General features: G+C 68.6%; 13 protein-coding genes. 11 read left to right on the plus strand and 2 right to left on the minus strand.

Annotated features, from left to right (window positions below; genetic code table 11):
• Positions 1–137 precede the first annotated feature (137 nt).
• The 4 genes from ABD210_RS31995 (at position 138) to ABD210_RS32010 (ending at position 5,421) form a co-directional block, all read left to right on the plus strand.
• Positions 138–1,874 (plus strand): discoidin domain-containing protein, encoded by a 1,737-nt coding sequence (locus ABD210_RS31995; RefSeq protein ID WP_344116753.1) that lies wholly within the window; start codon positions 138–140, stop codon positions 1,872–1,874.
• A gap of 14 nt (positions 1,875–1,888) precedes the next feature.
• Positions 1,889–3,139, plus strand: a complete 1,251-nt coding sequence (locus ABD210_RS32000; protein ID WP_344116754.1) for a DUF1996 domain-containing protein — start codon at positions 1,889–1,891, stop codon at positions 3,137–3,139.
• Between the two features lie 79 nt (positions 3,140–3,218).
• On the plus strand, positions 3,219–3,779 hold the full coding sequence (locus ABD210_RS32005) for a DUF305 domain-containing protein (RefSeq protein ID WP_344116756.1): 561 nt from the start codon (positions 3,219–3,221) through the stop codon (positions 3,777–3,779).
• Between the two features lie 211 nt (positions 3,780–3,990).
• Positions 3,991–5,421: a N,N-dimethylformamidase beta subunit family domain-containing protein gene (locus ABD210_RS32010; RefSeq protein WP_344116758.1), complete on the plus strand. Its 1,431-nt coding sequence runs from the start codon at positions 3,991–3,993 to the stop codon at positions 5,419–5,421.
• 3 nt (positions 5,422–5,424) lie between these two features.
• Here ABD210_RS32010 and ABD210_RS32015 read toward each other — a convergent pair whose 3' ends face one another.
• Complete coding sequence (locus ABD210_RS32015) at positions 5,425–5,733, minus strand: DUF6703 family protein (RefSeq protein WP_344116759.1); 309 nt, start codon at positions 5,731–5,733, stop codon at positions 5,425–5,427.
• An 87-nt stretch (positions 5,734–5,820) separates the two neighbouring features.
• Here ABD210_RS32015 and ABD210_RS32020 point away from each other — a divergent pair, with 87 nt between their 5' ends.
• From ABD210_RS32020 to ligD, 5 genes are all read left to right on the plus strand, one after another.
• Positions 5,821–6,117 (plus strand): antibiotic biosynthesis monooxygenase family protein, encoded by a 297-nt coding sequence (locus tag ABD210_RS32020; protein ID WP_344116761.1) that lies wholly within the window; start codon positions 5,821–5,823, stop codon positions 6,115–6,117.
• A gap of 105 nt (positions 6,118–6,222) precedes the next feature.
• A complete protein-coding gene (locus tag ABD210_RS32025; protein ID WP_344116762.1) occupies positions 6,223–7,608 on the plus strand; it encodes a glycine--tRNA ligase in 1,386 nt (461 codons plus the stop codon).
• Between the two features lie 2 nt (positions 7,609–7,610).
• Complete coding sequence (locus tag ABD210_RS32030; protein WP_344116763.1) at positions 7,611–8,261, plus strand: hypothetical protein; 651 nt, start codon at positions 7,611–7,613, stop codon at positions 8,259–8,261.
• 3 nt (positions 8,262–8,264) lie between these two features.
• On the plus strand, positions 8,265–9,416 hold the full coding sequence (dusB, locus tag ABD210_RS32035) for a tRNA dihydrouridine synthase DusB (RefSeq protein WP_344116764.1): 1,152 nt from the start codon (positions 8,265–8,267) through the stop codon (positions 9,414–9,416).
• Between the two features lie 25 nt (positions 9,417–9,441).
• Positions 9,442–10,413: a non-homologous end-joining DNA ligase gene (ligD, locus tag ABD210_RS32040; protein WP_344116765.1), complete on the plus strand. Its 972-nt coding sequence runs from the start codon at positions 9,442–9,444 to the stop codon at positions 10,411–10,413.
• Between the two features lie 12 nt (positions 10,414–10,425).
• On the opposite strand, the gene ABD210_RS32045 is transcribed toward ligD, so the two are convergent.
• Complete coding sequence (locus ABD210_RS32045; protein ID WP_344116767.1) at positions 10,426–10,998, minus strand: TetR/AcrR family transcriptional regulator; 573 nt, start codon at positions 10,996–10,998, stop codon at positions 10,426–10,428.
• 121 nt (positions 10,999–11,119) lie between these two features.
• Between ABD210_RS32045 and ABD210_RS32050 the strand changes: the two genes are divergently transcribed.
• Together ABD210_RS32050 and ABD210_RS32055 are read left to right on the plus strand one after the other, a co-directional pair.
• Complete coding sequence (locus ABD210_RS32050; RefSeq protein ID WP_344116769.1) at positions 11,120–12,049, plus strand: alpha/beta hydrolase; 930 nt, start codon at positions 11,120–11,122, stop codon at positions 12,047–12,049.
• Positions 12,050–13,351: 1,302 nt separating this feature from the next.
• Positions 13,352–14,749, plus strand: coding sequence for an ATP-binding protein (locus ABD210_RS32055; protein ID WP_344116771.1), 1,398 nt, complete (start codon positions 13,352–13,354; stop codon positions 14,747–14,749).

A 14,749-nucleotide genomic window follows, 5' to 3' on the forward strand; every position in this document is an offset into this window, starting at 1 on the left:
GCAGCCGATCCGGTACGCAGTGTTACGCGCAGGTTGCGCTCGGATCACCGCGAGCTCTTGACACCGTTCCCTCAGCCCAGCACGCTCAGGCCTAGGGAACGTTCCCCCGGATGTCTTCACCCGCCCCAGGAGATGCCATGGATACCTCTCGTCGACCTGCCGCGCGCCTCAAAGCCGCGACCCTCATCGCGGTGGCGATGAGCTTCTTCCTAGCGTTGGTGGTCAGCCCGCCGGCCGGCGCCGCCGACACCCTGCTGTCCCAGGGCAAGACCGCCACGGCTTCCTCGGCGGAGAACATCGCGTTCCCGGCGGCCTCCGCCGTCGACGGAGACCCCGGCACCCGCTGGTCGAGCGGCTTCAGCGACCCGCAGTGGATCCAGGTCGACCTCGGTCAGACCGCCACTGTGAACCAGGTCCAGCTCAGCTGGGAGGCGGCGTACGCGAAGGCCTTCCAGCTCCAGACCTCCGCCGACGGCAACAACTGGACCTCCATCTACAGCACCACCACCAGCACCGGCGGCAACCAGACCCTGACCGTGTCCGGCTCCGGCCGGTACGTTCGGGTGCTCGGCACCCAGCGGGCGACCCAGTGGGGCTACTCGCTCTGGGAGTTCAAGGTCTTCGGTGCGACCGGCGGCACCGGCCCGGGCCCGGGCAGCAAGTTGCTCTCCTACAACAAGCCAGGTTTCGCCTCATCGCAGCAGAGTGACGGCAACTGCTGGGAGTGCACCCCTGCCAGAGCGTTCGACCTCGACCCGGCCAGCCGCTGGGCGACCACGACCGACACCGGCTGGGTGGACCCGGGCTGGATCTACGTCGACCTGGGCGCGGTCGCGCAGATCGACAAGGTCGTGCTGCAGTGGGACCCGGCCTCGGCGAAGGCCTACCAGGTGCAGGTCTCGAACGACGCGATCAACTGGGTCCCGATCTACAGCACGACGAGCGGTCCGGGGTTCAAGGAGACGCTGAACATCACCGGTTCCGGGCGCTATGTGCGGATGTACGGCACGCAGCGGAACACGCCGTACGGCTACTCGCTCTGGGAGTTCCAGGTCTACGGCACCGGTGGTGCGCCGACCACGCCGCCGACCCCACCGGCCGATCCCGCGAACCCGCCGCAGCTGATCTGGTCCGATGAGTTCAACACCGCCGCCGGCACCAAGCCCGACGCCGGCAAGTGGGTGGCCGATCCGGGCAACGGCCAGAACGGTGAGTTGCAGGTCTACACGAACCACAACAACGCGCAGATGGACGGCGCCGGTCACCTGGTGCTCGAAGCGCGTCGCGAGGTGACTCCCGGCTCTGCCTGCCCGATCGATCCGGTCAGCGGGAGCGGCACCTGCCAGTACACCTCGGCCCGGATGAACACCGGCACGAAGTTCACCACGACGTACGGCAAGATCGAGGCGCGGATCAAGGTGCCCAAGGGCAACGGGTTCTGGCCGGCCTTCTGGATGATGGGCGCGGACTTCCTGACCGGTCGCCCGTGGCCGTACAACGGCGAGATCGACATCATGGAGATCCTCGGCCGCGAGACCACCAAGGGCTACTCGACGCTGCACGCCCCGGCTTACAACGGCGCCGGCGGGTACGGCGGCAGCTACGGCCTGCCGGGTGGAGCGGACTTCGCAAACGACTTCCACACCTGGACGATGCTCTGGAACTCGACCGGGATCACCTACCAGGTGGACGGGACCACCGTCTTCACCGTCGACAAGGCTCAACTCGAGGCGACGCGCGGTCCGTGGATCTACGACCACCCGTTCTACCTGATCCTCAACCTGGCCGTCGGCGGCGACTTCCCAGGTCCTCCCGACGCCAGCACGCCATTCCCGTCGCGGATGCTCGTCGACTACGTCCGGGTCTACCACTGAAGCGAGGAGGTCTCATGAGAGCCGTCAGATTCAGTACGTTCTTCTTCACCCTGCTTGCCCTTCTCGGTGCCTACCTGGTCTCCAGCAGCGAGCCGGCAGAAGCGGCCGAAACCCTTTTGTCACAAGGCCGTCCGGCGCTGGCGTCGTCGGTGGAGAGCGCGGCCTTCCCGGCCTCGGCCGCCGTCGACGGTGACAACGGGACTCGCTGGGCGAGCAGCTTCGCCGACAACCAGTGGTTGCAGCTCGACCTCGGCTCGTCGCAGACGATCAACCGGGTGCTGTTGCGCTGGGAGGCGGCGTACGCGCGCGGCTTCCAGCTCCAGACGTCCGGCAACGGCACGGACTGGACCACCATCCAGACGACCACCAACGGCACCGGGGGAGAGCAGAACCTGACCGTCAACGGCAGCGGCCGTTACGTGCGGATCCTGGTCACCCAACGCGCCACCCAGTGGGGTGCGTCGCTGTTCGAGTTCCAGGTGTACGGCGGGACGGCCAGTGGGCCGATCGTCCGCGTCGCGGAGTTCCTCGCCGACTGCGCGTACACCCACCGGCTGCCGGACGACCCGATCGTGTTCCCGAACCTGCCGGGCGCCTCGCATATGCACAGCTTCTTCGGTGCGACCGTGACGAACGCGAACACCACCGTGCAGGACCTGGCGACCTCGCCGACGACGTGCAACCCGGCCGAGGACAGGTCGTCGTACTGGGTGCCGACCTTCTACAACAACAACCAGCCGGTCGAGCCGACCGGCACGACGTTCTACTACCTGGGCGAGGGGGTCCGCGACGACGTGATCGCGCGGATCCAGCCGCTGCCGTACGGGCTCCGGATCGTAGCGGGCAACGCGAAGGCGACCGGCCCGAACGACAACACGATCTCCCGCTGGTCCTGCCTGCACGCCGGTGATGCCGGGGCCGGGCACGACTTCATCACCTGTCCGGCCGGCACCATGCTCGAGTCCTACCTGGATTTCCCGCAGTGCTGGAACGGCCGCGACCTGGACTCGCCGGACCACAAGAGCCACATGGCGTACCCCGTCAACGGCGACTGCCCGGCCAGTCACCCGGTGCCGGTGCCGAAGCTCCGGCAGGTCCTGCGCTACCCGGTGAACGGCTCGACGGCCGGATTCCGGCTGGCGTCGGGTGGCGGGTTCACCATGCACGGTGACTTCTTCAACGCCTGGCCACCGGCCGAGATGGAGCGCCGCGTCAACGACTGCATCCGCCCGATCATCAAATGCGGGGCCGACGGTCACCCGTAGGTCCCGCCGCCCCCACCCAAACTGCCGGGCGGGTCCCCCGTCCCAGGGCCCGCCCGGCCGCTGTTGTGTTGGAGGAGTCATGAGAACTCTCGCGGTGGTTGGCCTGATCACCGGACTGCTCGCCGGCTGCGGTGCGTCCTCCGCAGCCTCGGAACTACCTGCCAGTACTCCGGTGCCGACCGCTGAGCAGGCGTTCAACCCCACCGACCTGGCGTGGGTCGAGCTGATGGTTCCGATGGACGAACAACTTCTCCGCGTGCTCGGGTTGGCGACCAGGCAGGCGGCCGATCCCGCAGTACGGAAGCTGGCCGCGCAGGTCAGCGCAGGTCATCGCGCCGAGCTCGCCCAGCTGGTCGCGCTGCGGACCGAGGCCGGTGCGCCGACCACGAACCCGCACGAGGGGCACGACATGCCCGGGATGATGACCGAGCCGGAGATCGTTGCCCTCAGCAAGACCCGCGGCGCCGCCTTCGACCGGCTCTTCGAGCAGAACCTCAAGGAACACCTGGACCAGTCGATCGTCGTCGCCCGCAGTATCGCCACCGCCGGCAAGGAACCAGCTGTGAAGAAGTTGGCCGCGTCGATCGAGACCAGCCGAGCCGCCCAGCTCAAGCAACTCGCGACCCTTAGCAACGGCTGAGTGGCATTCGCCTGCCTCCGGGTGCGGCCCTTACGCTGCGCGAGTGGCGACTTCGTGGCATCGAGGACGGAAGCAGCTGTTCACTCGGTTAGTGGTTTCGCTACTGGCACCGGCGTTCTTGTGCACAGGATGCCAGTCCGGCGGTACCAACGCCGGGCCTGGCCGACCGACCGCGCAACCGCAGACGCCGACCGTGCCGGGCCGGTCGCGAATGGCCGACATCAGAGCGGAGAACGCGAAGCCCGGGACTACCGCGTGGGAACTCCCCAACAGCCGACTGGCGGGTCCGACGGACCTTGCCGGCTACGCCGATCGAGTCAGTGCCCGTTCTGGCGAGTCCTTCCGGCTGTTCGTGTCGTCGAGCGATGGCGATTTCACCGTGCGTGCCTTCAGGATCGGCTGGTACGGCGGCAAACAGGGACGGTTGGTCTGGACTTCAGGGACGGTTCCCGGCCGACCGCAGCCGGCCGCGACGCTGGCGCCCGGCCGGATGGTCACGACTCATTGGCAGCCATCCCTCACCGTCCCCACGACGGGATGGCCGCCGGGGACCTACCTGTTGTTGCTGACGGCCGCGAACGGCAAGCAGAAGTACGTGCCAATGACCATCAGGTCGCAGTCCACCGGGGGCGCCGTCGTCATCGTCAACGCCGTCGCGACCTATCAGGCCTACAACCAGTGGGGTGGATACTCGCTGTACAGCGGCCCGGACAAGTCCTTCGCGACCCGGTCCTCCCGGGTGAGTTTCGACCGGCCGTACGACGGCGACGGCGCGCATCTGCTGTTCAAGTCCGAGCACGCGCTGATCGTCCTCGCGGAGCGGACCGGCGTGCCGTTGGCCTACCTGACCAGCCGGGACCTGGACACGGATCCCGGGGCGCTCGCCGGTGCGCGCGGAGTCATCTCACCCGGCCACGACGAGTACTGGTCGACAGGTATGCGTGCCGCGGTGACCAAGGCCCGGGATGCCGGCACCAACATCGCCTTCCTGGGGGCGAACGCGGTGTATTGGCGGGTCCGATTCGAGCCGGGACAGCTGGGCGCGGGGCGAGTACTGGCTGGTTACAAGTCCGCCGTGACTGATCCGCTGAAGAACCGGCCCGACACCACCGTGAAGTGGCGCAGCCTCCCGTCCGCGAATCCGGAGAACAGTCTCACCGGCATGCTGTACGAGTGCTTCCCGGCGGCGGGATCGTTCGTCGTACGGCGACCGGACTCCTTCTTGTTCGCCGGGACGGGAGCAAGAAAGGGTTCGTCCTACCGGGGGCTGGTGGGGACGGAGATCGACAGGGCCTACCCGATCGCCGGTACGCCGGGGAACCTCGAGGTGCTGGCGCATTCACCGGCCACCTGCGGTCCGGGCCGGAACACCTTCTCCGACGCCACCTACTACACGGCGCGGTCGGGAGCGGGCGTGTTCGCCACCGGTTCGATGGACTGGCTGCGTGCGCTACGCGGGGTTGATCCCAAGCACGGCATCGACCGCGCGACGGTCACCTTCGCTCAGGTGGTCACCCGCAACGTGGTCACCGCCATGGAGGCCGGACCGCTGGCCCGCCGTCACCCGTCCACGCCGGACCTTGCCTCGGTCGGCGACTCCAGGTCGACCTCGACCGGCACCGGTGGACGCGTCGGGCGGTGAGGGTCAGCCGTTCGCGATCCTCGACACCGCGAAAAGGATGATCACCAGGACCGAGAAGACGCGAACGGCGCGCTGGCCGGTGCTGACCAGCGGCCAGGAGAGGAAGCCGAGCCAGGCCAGCAGCAGCGCCAGCAGGATGAGGGCGGGGACACCCGCGACGGCCGGGGCGAAGACGCCGAGCAGCGCCAGCACGAGGGTGATGCCGGGGAGAGTCAGCTTCGGCATGGTGTGCAGCCGGGCCACGATCGGGTAGCTGGCCTTGGTGATCCTGGCCCGGAGCGGACTCGTCGGCTGGCTGCTGGGGGAACTCATGACCACAGTGTTCCAGGTTCCTGGTTGAGGTCGGCGTCACTGTAGGCGCCTGCAGGTCGCTGAGGGTAACGTCGTACGCTTGCCCGCGTGTTCGTGGTGATCAGGTTCAGGGTCGAGGAAGCCGCCCAGCCGGAGTTCGTCGTACGGCTGGAGACCGCTGTCGAGGTGCTGTCGCGGCAGAAGGGCTTCGTCGCGGCCAGGACCGGGCGGAATGCGGACGATCCGGAGCTGCTCGCGCTCTCGATGGAGTGGGAGAACATCGGCAGCTACCGGCGGGCGCTTTCGCCGTACGAAGTGAAGGTGGCGGCGGTGCCGCTGCTGTCCGAGGCGATCGACGAGCCGACCGCCTACGACGACCTGCACGACTTCGCGCCGCTGCGATAACGCACCCGTAACCCATCGTCTGCGCGGATGCGACGCGGGCCACCCCGGCCCGATAGCCTGGACCCTTCCCGTACCACCAACTGTGTCATTTACTGGAGTCGAAAAGTGCCCGTGGATACCGTCGATGCCGTCGTCAGCCTCAGTAAGCGGAGAGGCTTCGTTTACCCATGCGGCGAGATCTACGGTGGGACCAAGTCGGCCTGGGACTACGGACCGCTCGGCGTCGAGCTGAAGAACAACGTGCGGACCCAGTGGTGGCGCTCGATGGTGACGAGCCGTGACGACATCGTCGGGCTGGACTCGTCGGTGATCCTGCCGACCAAGGTGTGGGAGGCGTCCGGCCACCTGTCGGAGTTCGTCGACCCGCTGACCGAGTGCCAGTCCTGCCACAAGCGGTTCCGTGACGACCACCTGCGGGAAGACTTCGCGCGCCGGAAGAACCGGGACGCCGACGAGGTCAAGCTGGACGAGATCGCCTGCCCGAACTGCGGCAACAAAGGCACCTTCACCGAACCGCGGATGTTCAACGGCCTGCTGAAGACCTACCTCGGCCCGGTCGAGTCCGAGGAGGGCCTGCACTACCTGCGGCCCGAGACCGCGCAGGGCATCTTCATCAACTTCGCGAACGTGATGGGCACCGCCCGGAAGAAGCCCCCGTTCGGCATCGCCCAGGTCGGCAAGAGCTTCCGCAACGAGATCACCCCGGGCAACTTCATCTTCCGGACCCGCGAGTTCGAGCAGATGGAGATGGAGTTCTTCGTCGCGCCCGGCTCCGACGAGGAGTGGCACGAGTACTGGCTGAAGACCCGCTGGAACTGGTACCTCGACCTCGGCCTGAACCCGGACAACATGCGCTTCTACGAGCACCCGAAGGACAAGCTCAGCCACTACTCGAAGCGCACCGTCGACATCGAGTACAAGTTCCACTTCGGTGGCAAGGAGTTCGACGAGCTCGAGGGCATCGCGAACAGGACCGACTTCGACCTGTCCACCCACTCCAAGCACTCCGGGGTCGACCTGTCCTACTTCGACCAGGAGAAGGGCGAGCGCTGGACGCCGTACGTGATCGAGCCGGCGGCCGGCCTGACCCGCAACGTGCTCGCGTTCCTGCTCGACGCCTACACCGAGGACGAGGCCCCGAACGCCAAGGGTGGCGTGGACAAGCGGACCGTACTGCGCTTCGACCCCCGGCTGGCCCCGGTCAAGGCGGCGGTGCTTCCGCTGTCCCGCAACGCCGACCTGTCCCCGAAGGCCAAGGACCTGGCCGCCGAGCTGCGCAAGAGCTGGAACGTCGACTTCGACGACGCGGGCGCGATCGGCCGCCGCTACCGCCGCCAGGACGAGATCGGCACGCCGTACTGCATCACCGTCGACTTCGACACCCTCGACGACCAGGCCGTGACGATCCGCGAGCGGGACTCGATGAAGCAGGAGCGGGTCGCGCTGACCGAGGTGACCGGCTACCTGGCCCAGCGTCTGGTGGGCTGCTGACGATGAAGCTCCACGGGATCGCGCTGCTCGGCGTGCTTGCGCTGGCAGGGTGTTCGGACACTCCTGCCGACAACGCGGGTGGTTCGCCGACCTCGTCGGGGACGACGTCCGCGCCGTCCTCGGCGCCGATCCCCACTGCTTCCACGCCAAGCCTGACCCCGCTGCCGACTCCCACCAAGCCGTGGCCGACGCCTTCGGTCAAGGGCGCGCCCGAGTCGGACGCGCCGTTGGCTCAGCGGATCCGGTTCGCCGTCTCCAAGCAGGCCCAGATCGCCGCGGGCAAGGCTGCCACCACGACGGTGAACTGCCCCGGCATCGAGAGCGCGGAGAAGCCCGGGCAGCACAGCCTGACGTGCACCGTGACGTATGCGGGTAAGTCGTACCCGGGCAAACTGACGATCGACGCGAAGCAGTACTCCGCGACGTACAAGTTCACCTCGGAGTCGGTCGCCATCGTTCGGCCGAAGGTGGTCGACGCGGTGCAGCGCACCGTCACCGGCGCCGCGAAGGTCACCTGCACGATGGACGAGGTGGCCGTGGTCAAGCACACCTCGCAGGGCATCTCGTGCGACGTCACCACCGTCGACAACGCAGTGCAGCCCTACCGCGCGCGGATCTCCGGCAACGGCCAGGTCCTGGTCACGAAGGCTTAACTGATGCTGACCCCACCGCACCAGCCCGGTCACATGCTGAAGCTGGGCAACCTGACGATCGATACGCCGGTGGTGCTCGCGCCGATGGCGGGGATCACCAACGCGGCGTACCGGCGGTTGTGTGCGGAGCAGGGCGCCGGACTGTACGTGTGCGAGATGATCACGTCGCGCGGGATCGTCGAGGGCGACCAGAAGAGCCTGGACATGCTGACGTTCGACGAGCGAGAGACGGTCCGCTCGGTCCAGCTGTACGGCGTCGACCCGGTCTACATCGGTCGCGCGGTCGAGCTGCTCTGCGACCAGTACGGCGTGGCGCACATCGACCTCAACTTCGGCTGTCCGGTGCCGAAGGTGACTCGCAAGGGCGGCGGCGCGGCCCTTCCCTGGAAGCGGAATCTGCTCGGCGCGATCCTGCGGTCCGCGGTGAAGGCAGCCGCGCCGTACGACGTACCCGTGACGATGAAGACGCGGATCGGGATCGACAGCGAGCACCAGACCTACCTTGATGCAGGGAAGATCGCCGCCGAGTCTGGTGTGGCGGCCATCGGGCTGCATGGACGCACCGCGGCGCAGGCCTACTCGGGCCAGGCGGACTGGGCAAAGATCGCCGAACTGGTCGAGCACGTGAGCATCCCGGTGCTCGGCAACGGCGACATCTGGGAGGCGTCCGACGCGCTCCGGATGGTCGCCGAGACCGGTTGTGCCGGCGTCATCGTTGGACGCGGCTGCCTCGGGCGGCCGTGGTTGTTCCGCGACCTGGCGGTGGCGTTCGCCGGTGGTGAGGCGCTGAACCTGCCGACGCTGGGCGAGGTCGCCAAAGTGATGCGGCGGCACGGCGAGCTGCTGGCCGACCTGATGGGGGAGCAGCGCGGCCTACGCGACTTCCGCAAGCACGTGCCTTGGTACCTCAAGGGTTTCCCGGCCGGCGGCGAGCTCCGCGCCGCGCTCGGTATGGTCGATTCGCTGGCCAGGCTGGACGAGCTCTTGTCCCAGCTCGACCCCTCGGCCCCGTTCCCCGTGCACGAGCTCGGTGCGCCTCGCGGTCGGCAGGGGAGCCCGCGCGACCACGTCGTCCTCCCGCACGGCTGGCTCGACGACACCGACGGCATGAGCACCGACCTGGCTGAGGCCGAGATCGGCGTTTCCGGCGGCTGAACGCATCCGCCCCTAAGCTCCTGTCATGGCGAGTAAACCGGACGAGACGCGCGACGGGGTACCGCTGACCAACCTCGACCAGCCGCTGTTCGATGGTGCCGAGGCGACCAAGCGCGATCTGGTCGACTATCTGGACGCGGTCCATGAGCGGATCCTGGGCGAACTGCGGGACCGGCCGTTGTCGGTGATCCGGGTGCGTCCGGGGCAGCAGCCGTTCATGCAGAAGAACGTCCCGAAGTACACGCCGGACTGGGTGCAGACGGTGTCGCTGTGGGCCGAGGCGTCGAAGCGCGAGGTCTCCTACGCGCTGTGCAACGACCGGCGTACGTTGCTCTGGTTCGCGAACCAGCGCGCGGTCGAGTATCACCCGACGCTGGTCCGGGTCGATCGGTGGGACCGCGTTACGCAGCTCGTACTGGACCTCGACCCGCCGGAGGGCGCGACGTTCGACCTTGCTGTGCAGGCCGCGCACCTGGTGCGGCAGGCGCTGACTGACGTCGGGCTGAGCGGCGCGGTCAAGACCAGCGGGGCCAAGGGCGTGCATGTCTACGTGCCGATCGACGATCAGGCCACGATCGAGGACGCGGCCGCGGCAACGCGCGCGATCGCGGCCCGGGCCGAGCGGATCGACCCGGCGCTGGCCACCACTGAGTTCGTCCGGGAGAACCGCGGCGGCAAGGTGTTCGTCGACTCCACCCGCGCCGGCGGAGCGACCGTTGTCGCGGCGTACAGCCCCCGCATCCGACCAGGCACGCCGGTGTCGTTCCCAGTTGGTTGGGACGACCTCGACCAGGTCTCGCCCTCCGACTTCACGCTGCACACCGCGCCGGGACTTCTCGGAGACGCTGACCCGTGGGCAACGCAACTCCCCGCTCCGCAGACACTGAGCGCCGCCCTGATCGAGGAGGGCCGCGCCATCCCGATCGCTCGCGTTCAAGCCATGCACGAAGGCAAACGCCGGGCCCAGGCGCGCCGCGCCGCTAAGCAAGACGGCTGACCTCTAGCAAAGTCAGGCCGGCAGGCTGGCGTCCAGCAGCAGTACTGCGGCCTCTCGGGCGCGGGTGGCAGGGTCGGCCGTACCGGAGATCGCGGAGCGGGTGATCGCGCCTTCGCTGAGGAGAATCAGGTGGTCCGCAAGGCGATCCGGATCCGGCGCGCCGGCTGCTGCCGCCAGTTCGCCGAGGGCTTGGCGGAAGCCCTCCTTGTGCTGCATCGCCAGTTCGGCCACCCGAGGTGAGACGGTGCCGAGCTCGCCGAACGAGTTGATGAAGGCGCAGCCGCGATAGTCGCGCTGCAGGAACCAGGTGTGCAGAAACTCGAAGACCGCGAGAATGCGCTCTCTCGGATCTGTCGCGGCGTCAACGTGCTCGGCCAGCATCGACTTCCACAGCTGGTCGCGCCGGTCCAGGTAGGCCTCGATCAGCCGGTCCTTCGAGGGGAACAGCTGGTAGAGCCGCTTCAGCGAGACGCCGGAGGCTGACCGGATCGCGTCCATCCCGACCGCCTGGACGCCGCGCTCGTAGAAGAGCGCGTCCGCCGCATCCAGCACCTGTCGCTGGGCGGTCTCTGTGTCGAGCGTCATGGTCTTCCTCCACTGCGGGTCGATGGGCGGGCTTGCGTGAGAACCATCGTTCTCCTACAGTAGCTGATATCGGCGGAGAACGTTCGTTCTCCGCTTTGGACCCGCAGAGGAGAGAATTTCGATGACCGTTCTGGAGCCCGCCGCACAAGCCTTCGCCGACGCGACCGCCGTCCCACCGTTCCTGTTCCAGCTGCCGCCGGCCGAGGGGCGTAAGGCGGTCGACGAGGTGCAGACCACCGACTACCCGAAACCCGCCGTCGACGAGGAGTGGATCACCGCCGCCGACGGCACCAAGGCGCGGATCGTCCGTCCGGCCGGAAGTACCGGCGCGCTGCCGGTGGTGCTGTACATCCACGGCGCCGGCTGGGTGTTCGGCAACGCGCACACGCATGACCGCCTGGTCCGCGAGCTCTCTGTAGGAGCCGGCGCCGCGGTGGTCTTCCCGGAATACGACCTGTCTCCGGAGGCGCGGTACCCGCACGCGCTCGAGCAGAACTACGCCGTTGCCCAGTGGATCGTTGCTTCGGGCAAGGACAACGGCCTGGATGCCGGTCGGCTGGCGATCGCGGGTGACTCGGTCGGTGGCAACATGGCCGCCGCGGTGACCCTGCTCGCGAAGGAGCGCGGTGACGTGACGTTCCGCCAGCAGGTGCTCTTCTACCCGGTGACCGACGCGTCGTTCGACACCGCGTCGTACCACGAGTTCGCCACCGGCTACTTCCTGCAGCGTGAAGGTATGAAGTGGTTCTGGGACCAGTACACGGCCGACGAGGGCGAGCGGAACCAGATCACCGCGTCGCCGCTGCGTGCGAGCCTCGACCAGCTGTCCGGCCTGCCGACCGCGCTCGTGATCACCGGTGAAGCGGACGTACTGCGCGACGAGGGCGAGGCCTACGCGGCGAAGCTCCGCGAGGCCGGGGTGGCTGTCACAGCGGTCCGGTTCGGCGGCATCGTCCACGACTTCGTGATGCTCGACGCGCTCCGCGACACCCACGCCGCCGAAGCCGCGATCAGCCTCGCCGTCAGCACCCTCCGCACCGCACTCAGCTGATCCGGCAGCACCTGTTCCATGGCCAGACCTTGACGACGTTCCACCTCGCGTCGTCGAGCACCGTCGGCGGCAACCCGCAGTACGGGGCGTTTTCACACCGTTGCCGACGACAGCGTCCAGTTGCGGCTCGTAGTACGGGCAGTGCATGGACGTGCGGCAGGCGTCGCTCCGGGGCGGAGGAGCGACGCCTGCCGCGGGGTGTGTGTCAGTCGTTCTGGTTGTTGAGACCCGACCCGCCGGCTTACCTCACCACCGGCCCGCCCGCCGCCCCCGCCTCCCTACCCGACCCGCCGGCCACCACTCGACTACCCTCCCCGACCCGCCGGCCATACCTCACTACCCGGCCCGACCCGCCGGCCGCGACTCGACTACCCTCCCCGACCCGCCGGGCAAACCTCACTACCCGGCCCGACCCGCCGAATCGCCGGCATGATTTCGGCGGGTCGAGCCGGGTAGTGCCTCGACCGCGGCGGGTCGGTCCGGGAAGTCGACAGCGAACCGGCGGGTCGGTCCGGGAAGTCGCGCGGGCCACGATCCGACTACCCTCCCCGACCCGCCGGCCATACCTCACTACCCGGCCCGACCCGCCGAATCGCCGGCATGATTTCGGCGGGTCGAGCCGGGTAGTGCCCCGACCGCGGCGGGTCGGTCCGGGAAGTCGCGCCGGCACCGGCGGGTCGAGCCGGATAGTGCCCCACCCCGGCGGATCGAGCCGGGGTGTCGCGGTGGAGCCGGCCGGGTTGCGACTTCCCGGTTCGACCCGCCGGCCACGATCCGACTACCCTCCCCGACCCGCCGGGCATACCTCACTACCCGGCCCGACCCGCCGGCCGCGACTCGACTACCCTCCTCGACCCGCCGGGCATACCTCACTACCCGGCCCGACCCGCCGAATCGCCGGCATGATTTCGGCGGGTCGAGCCGGGTAGTGCCCCGACCGCGGCGGGTCGGTCCGGGAAGTCGACAGGGAAGCGGCTGGTCGGTCCGGGAAGTCGCGCCGGCACCGGGGGGGTCGAGCCGGATAGTGCCCCACCCCGGCGGATCGAGCCGGGCCCCCCACCCCGGCGGGTCGGGCCGGGTAGTGCCCCGATCCGGGGTGTCGGTCCGGGAAGTCGCTCCGGCGCCGGCCGGGTGCGGCGGGAGGGGGACGGGGGTCGGAGGGGCTGGCGGTGGGTGAGTTCGGCGGAGATCAGGAGGCGCATGGTCGGCGGCGTGGGGCCTGGTTCGGTGCCGGCGTACGGGTGGGTCGGGGATTGAGATAGGGCGGGTGGAGCTTGGGGGAGGCGAGCTAACGTCTTCAGGGTGACTAGTGCACCTGTTGAGCTTCCTCGTAAGGCTGGCGAGCTTCGGGCCGCCGGATACCTTCCTCGTACGATCAAGGCCGAGATCCGCGACAACTTGCTGAAGGAGTTGCGCGCCGGTCGTGACCCCTGGCCCGGCATCGTCGGGTTCTCCCGCACTGTTATTCCTCAGTTGGAGCGTGCTCTGCTTGCGGGGCACGACGTAGTACTGCTCGGTGAGCGTGGGCAGGGCAAGACCCGCCTGCTGCGCACGTTGATCGGGTTGCTGGACGAGTGGACGCCCGTGATCGAAGGCGCGGAGCTTCCCGAGCATCCGCTGGAGCCGATCACGCCGGAGTCGAAGCGCCGGGCCGCCGAGCTCGGTGACGACCTGCCGGTTGCGTGGTTGCACCGCAGCCTCCGGTACGCCGAGAAGCTCGCGACGCCCGACACGTCCGTCGGGGACCTGATCGGTGATGTCGACCCGGTGAAGGTGGCCGAGGGGAGGAGCCTGGGGGATCCGGAGACGATCCACTTCGGGCTGGTTCCGCGGGCGCATCGCGGGATCGTCGCCATCAACGAGTTGCCGGACCTGGCCGAGCGGATCCAGGTCGCGCTGCTGAACGTGATGGAGGAGCGCGACATCCAGGTCCGCGGCTACACGCTGCGGCTGCCGCTGGACGTGTTGCTGGTGGCAACGGCCAACCCGGAGGACTACACGAACCGCGGCCGCATCATCACCCCGCTGAAGGACCGGTTCGGCGCGGAGGTGCGGACGCACTACCCGCTGGACATCGACGCCGAGGTCGACGTGGTACGGCAGGAGAGCCACCTCACGGCCGAGGTGGGGGAGCCGCTGCTGGAGGTGCTCGCGCGGTTCGTGCGGCATCTGCGGGAGTCGACCGCGATCGACCAGCGATCGGGTGTTTCCGCCCGGTTCGCGGTCGCCGCTGCCGAGACGGTTGCCGCCGCGGCATTGCGCAGAAGCGCGATCACTGGTGAGGACCCGGCGGTCGCCAGGCCGGTCGACCTCGAAGCTGTTCCGGCTGTACTGCGGGGCAAGCTCGAGTTCGAGCCGGGAGAAGAGGGACGCGAGACCGAGCTTCTCGAGTACCTCCTGCGCCGGTCCGTCGCGGACACCGCGCGCGAGCGGTTCGCCGGACTCGACCTCAGCCCGCTGGCCGAAGCCGTTGCCAACGGCCACCTTGTGACGACGGGTGAGCGAATCCCGGGACGCGACGTGCTCGCGGCTCTCCCCGAGCTTCCCGTGCTGCACGACGTGGCAGCGCGAGCAGGCGTCGACCCCGACGATTCGCCGGGCCGGATCGCGGCGGCAGTCGAGCTCGCTCTGGAGGCGCTGTACCTGTCCAAACGGCTCGCCAAGGACGCCGACGACGACACCACGATCTACGGGATCTGA

It is taken from the genome of Kribbella alba (genome assembly GCF_039529635.1).
In the GTDB taxonomy this organism is placed as follows: domain Bacteria; phylum Actinomycetota; class Actinomycetes; order Propionibacteriales; family Kribbellaceae; genus Kribbella; species Kribbella alba.

Coding starts and splice junctions, on each gene's coding strand:
- ABD210_RS31995 (WP_344116753.1), top strand. CDS start 138: ATGGATACCTCTCGTCGACCTGCCGCGCGCCTCAAAGCCGCGACCCTC.
- ABD210_RS32000 (WP_344116754.1), top strand. CDS start 1,889: ATGAGAGCCGTCAGATTCAGTACGTTCTTCTTCACCCTGCTTGCCCTT.
- ABD210_RS32005 (WP_344116756.1), top strand. CDS start 3,219: ATGAGAACTCTCGCGGTGGTTGGCCTGATCACCGGACTGCTCGCCGGC.
- ABD210_RS32010 (WP_344116758.1), top strand. CDS start 3,991: ATGGCCGACATCAGAGCGGAGAACGCGAAGCCCGGGACTACCGCGTGG.
- ABD210_RS32015 (WP_344116759.1), bottom strand. CDS start 5,733: ATGAGTTCCCCCAGCAGCCAGCCGACGAGTCCGCTCCGGGCCAGGATC.
- ABD210_RS32030 (WP_344116763.1), top strand. CDS start 7,611: ATGAAGCTCCACGGGATCGCGCTGCTCGGCGTGCTTGCGCTGGCAGGG.
- dusB (WP_344116764.1), top strand. CDS start 8,265: ATGCTGACCCCACCGCACCAGCCCGGTCACATGCTGAAGCTGGGCAAC.
- ligD (WP_344116765.1), top strand. CDS start 9,442: ATGGCGAGTAAACCGGACGAGACGCGCGACGGGGTACCGCTGACCAAC.
- ABD210_RS32045 (WP_344116767.1), bottom strand. CDS start 10,998: ATGACGCTCGACACAGAGACCGCCCAGCGACAGGTGCTGGATGCGGCG.
- ABD210_RS32050 (WP_344116769.1), top strand. CDS start 11,120: ATGACCGTTCTGGAGCCCGCCGCACAAGCCTTCGCCGACGCGACCGCC.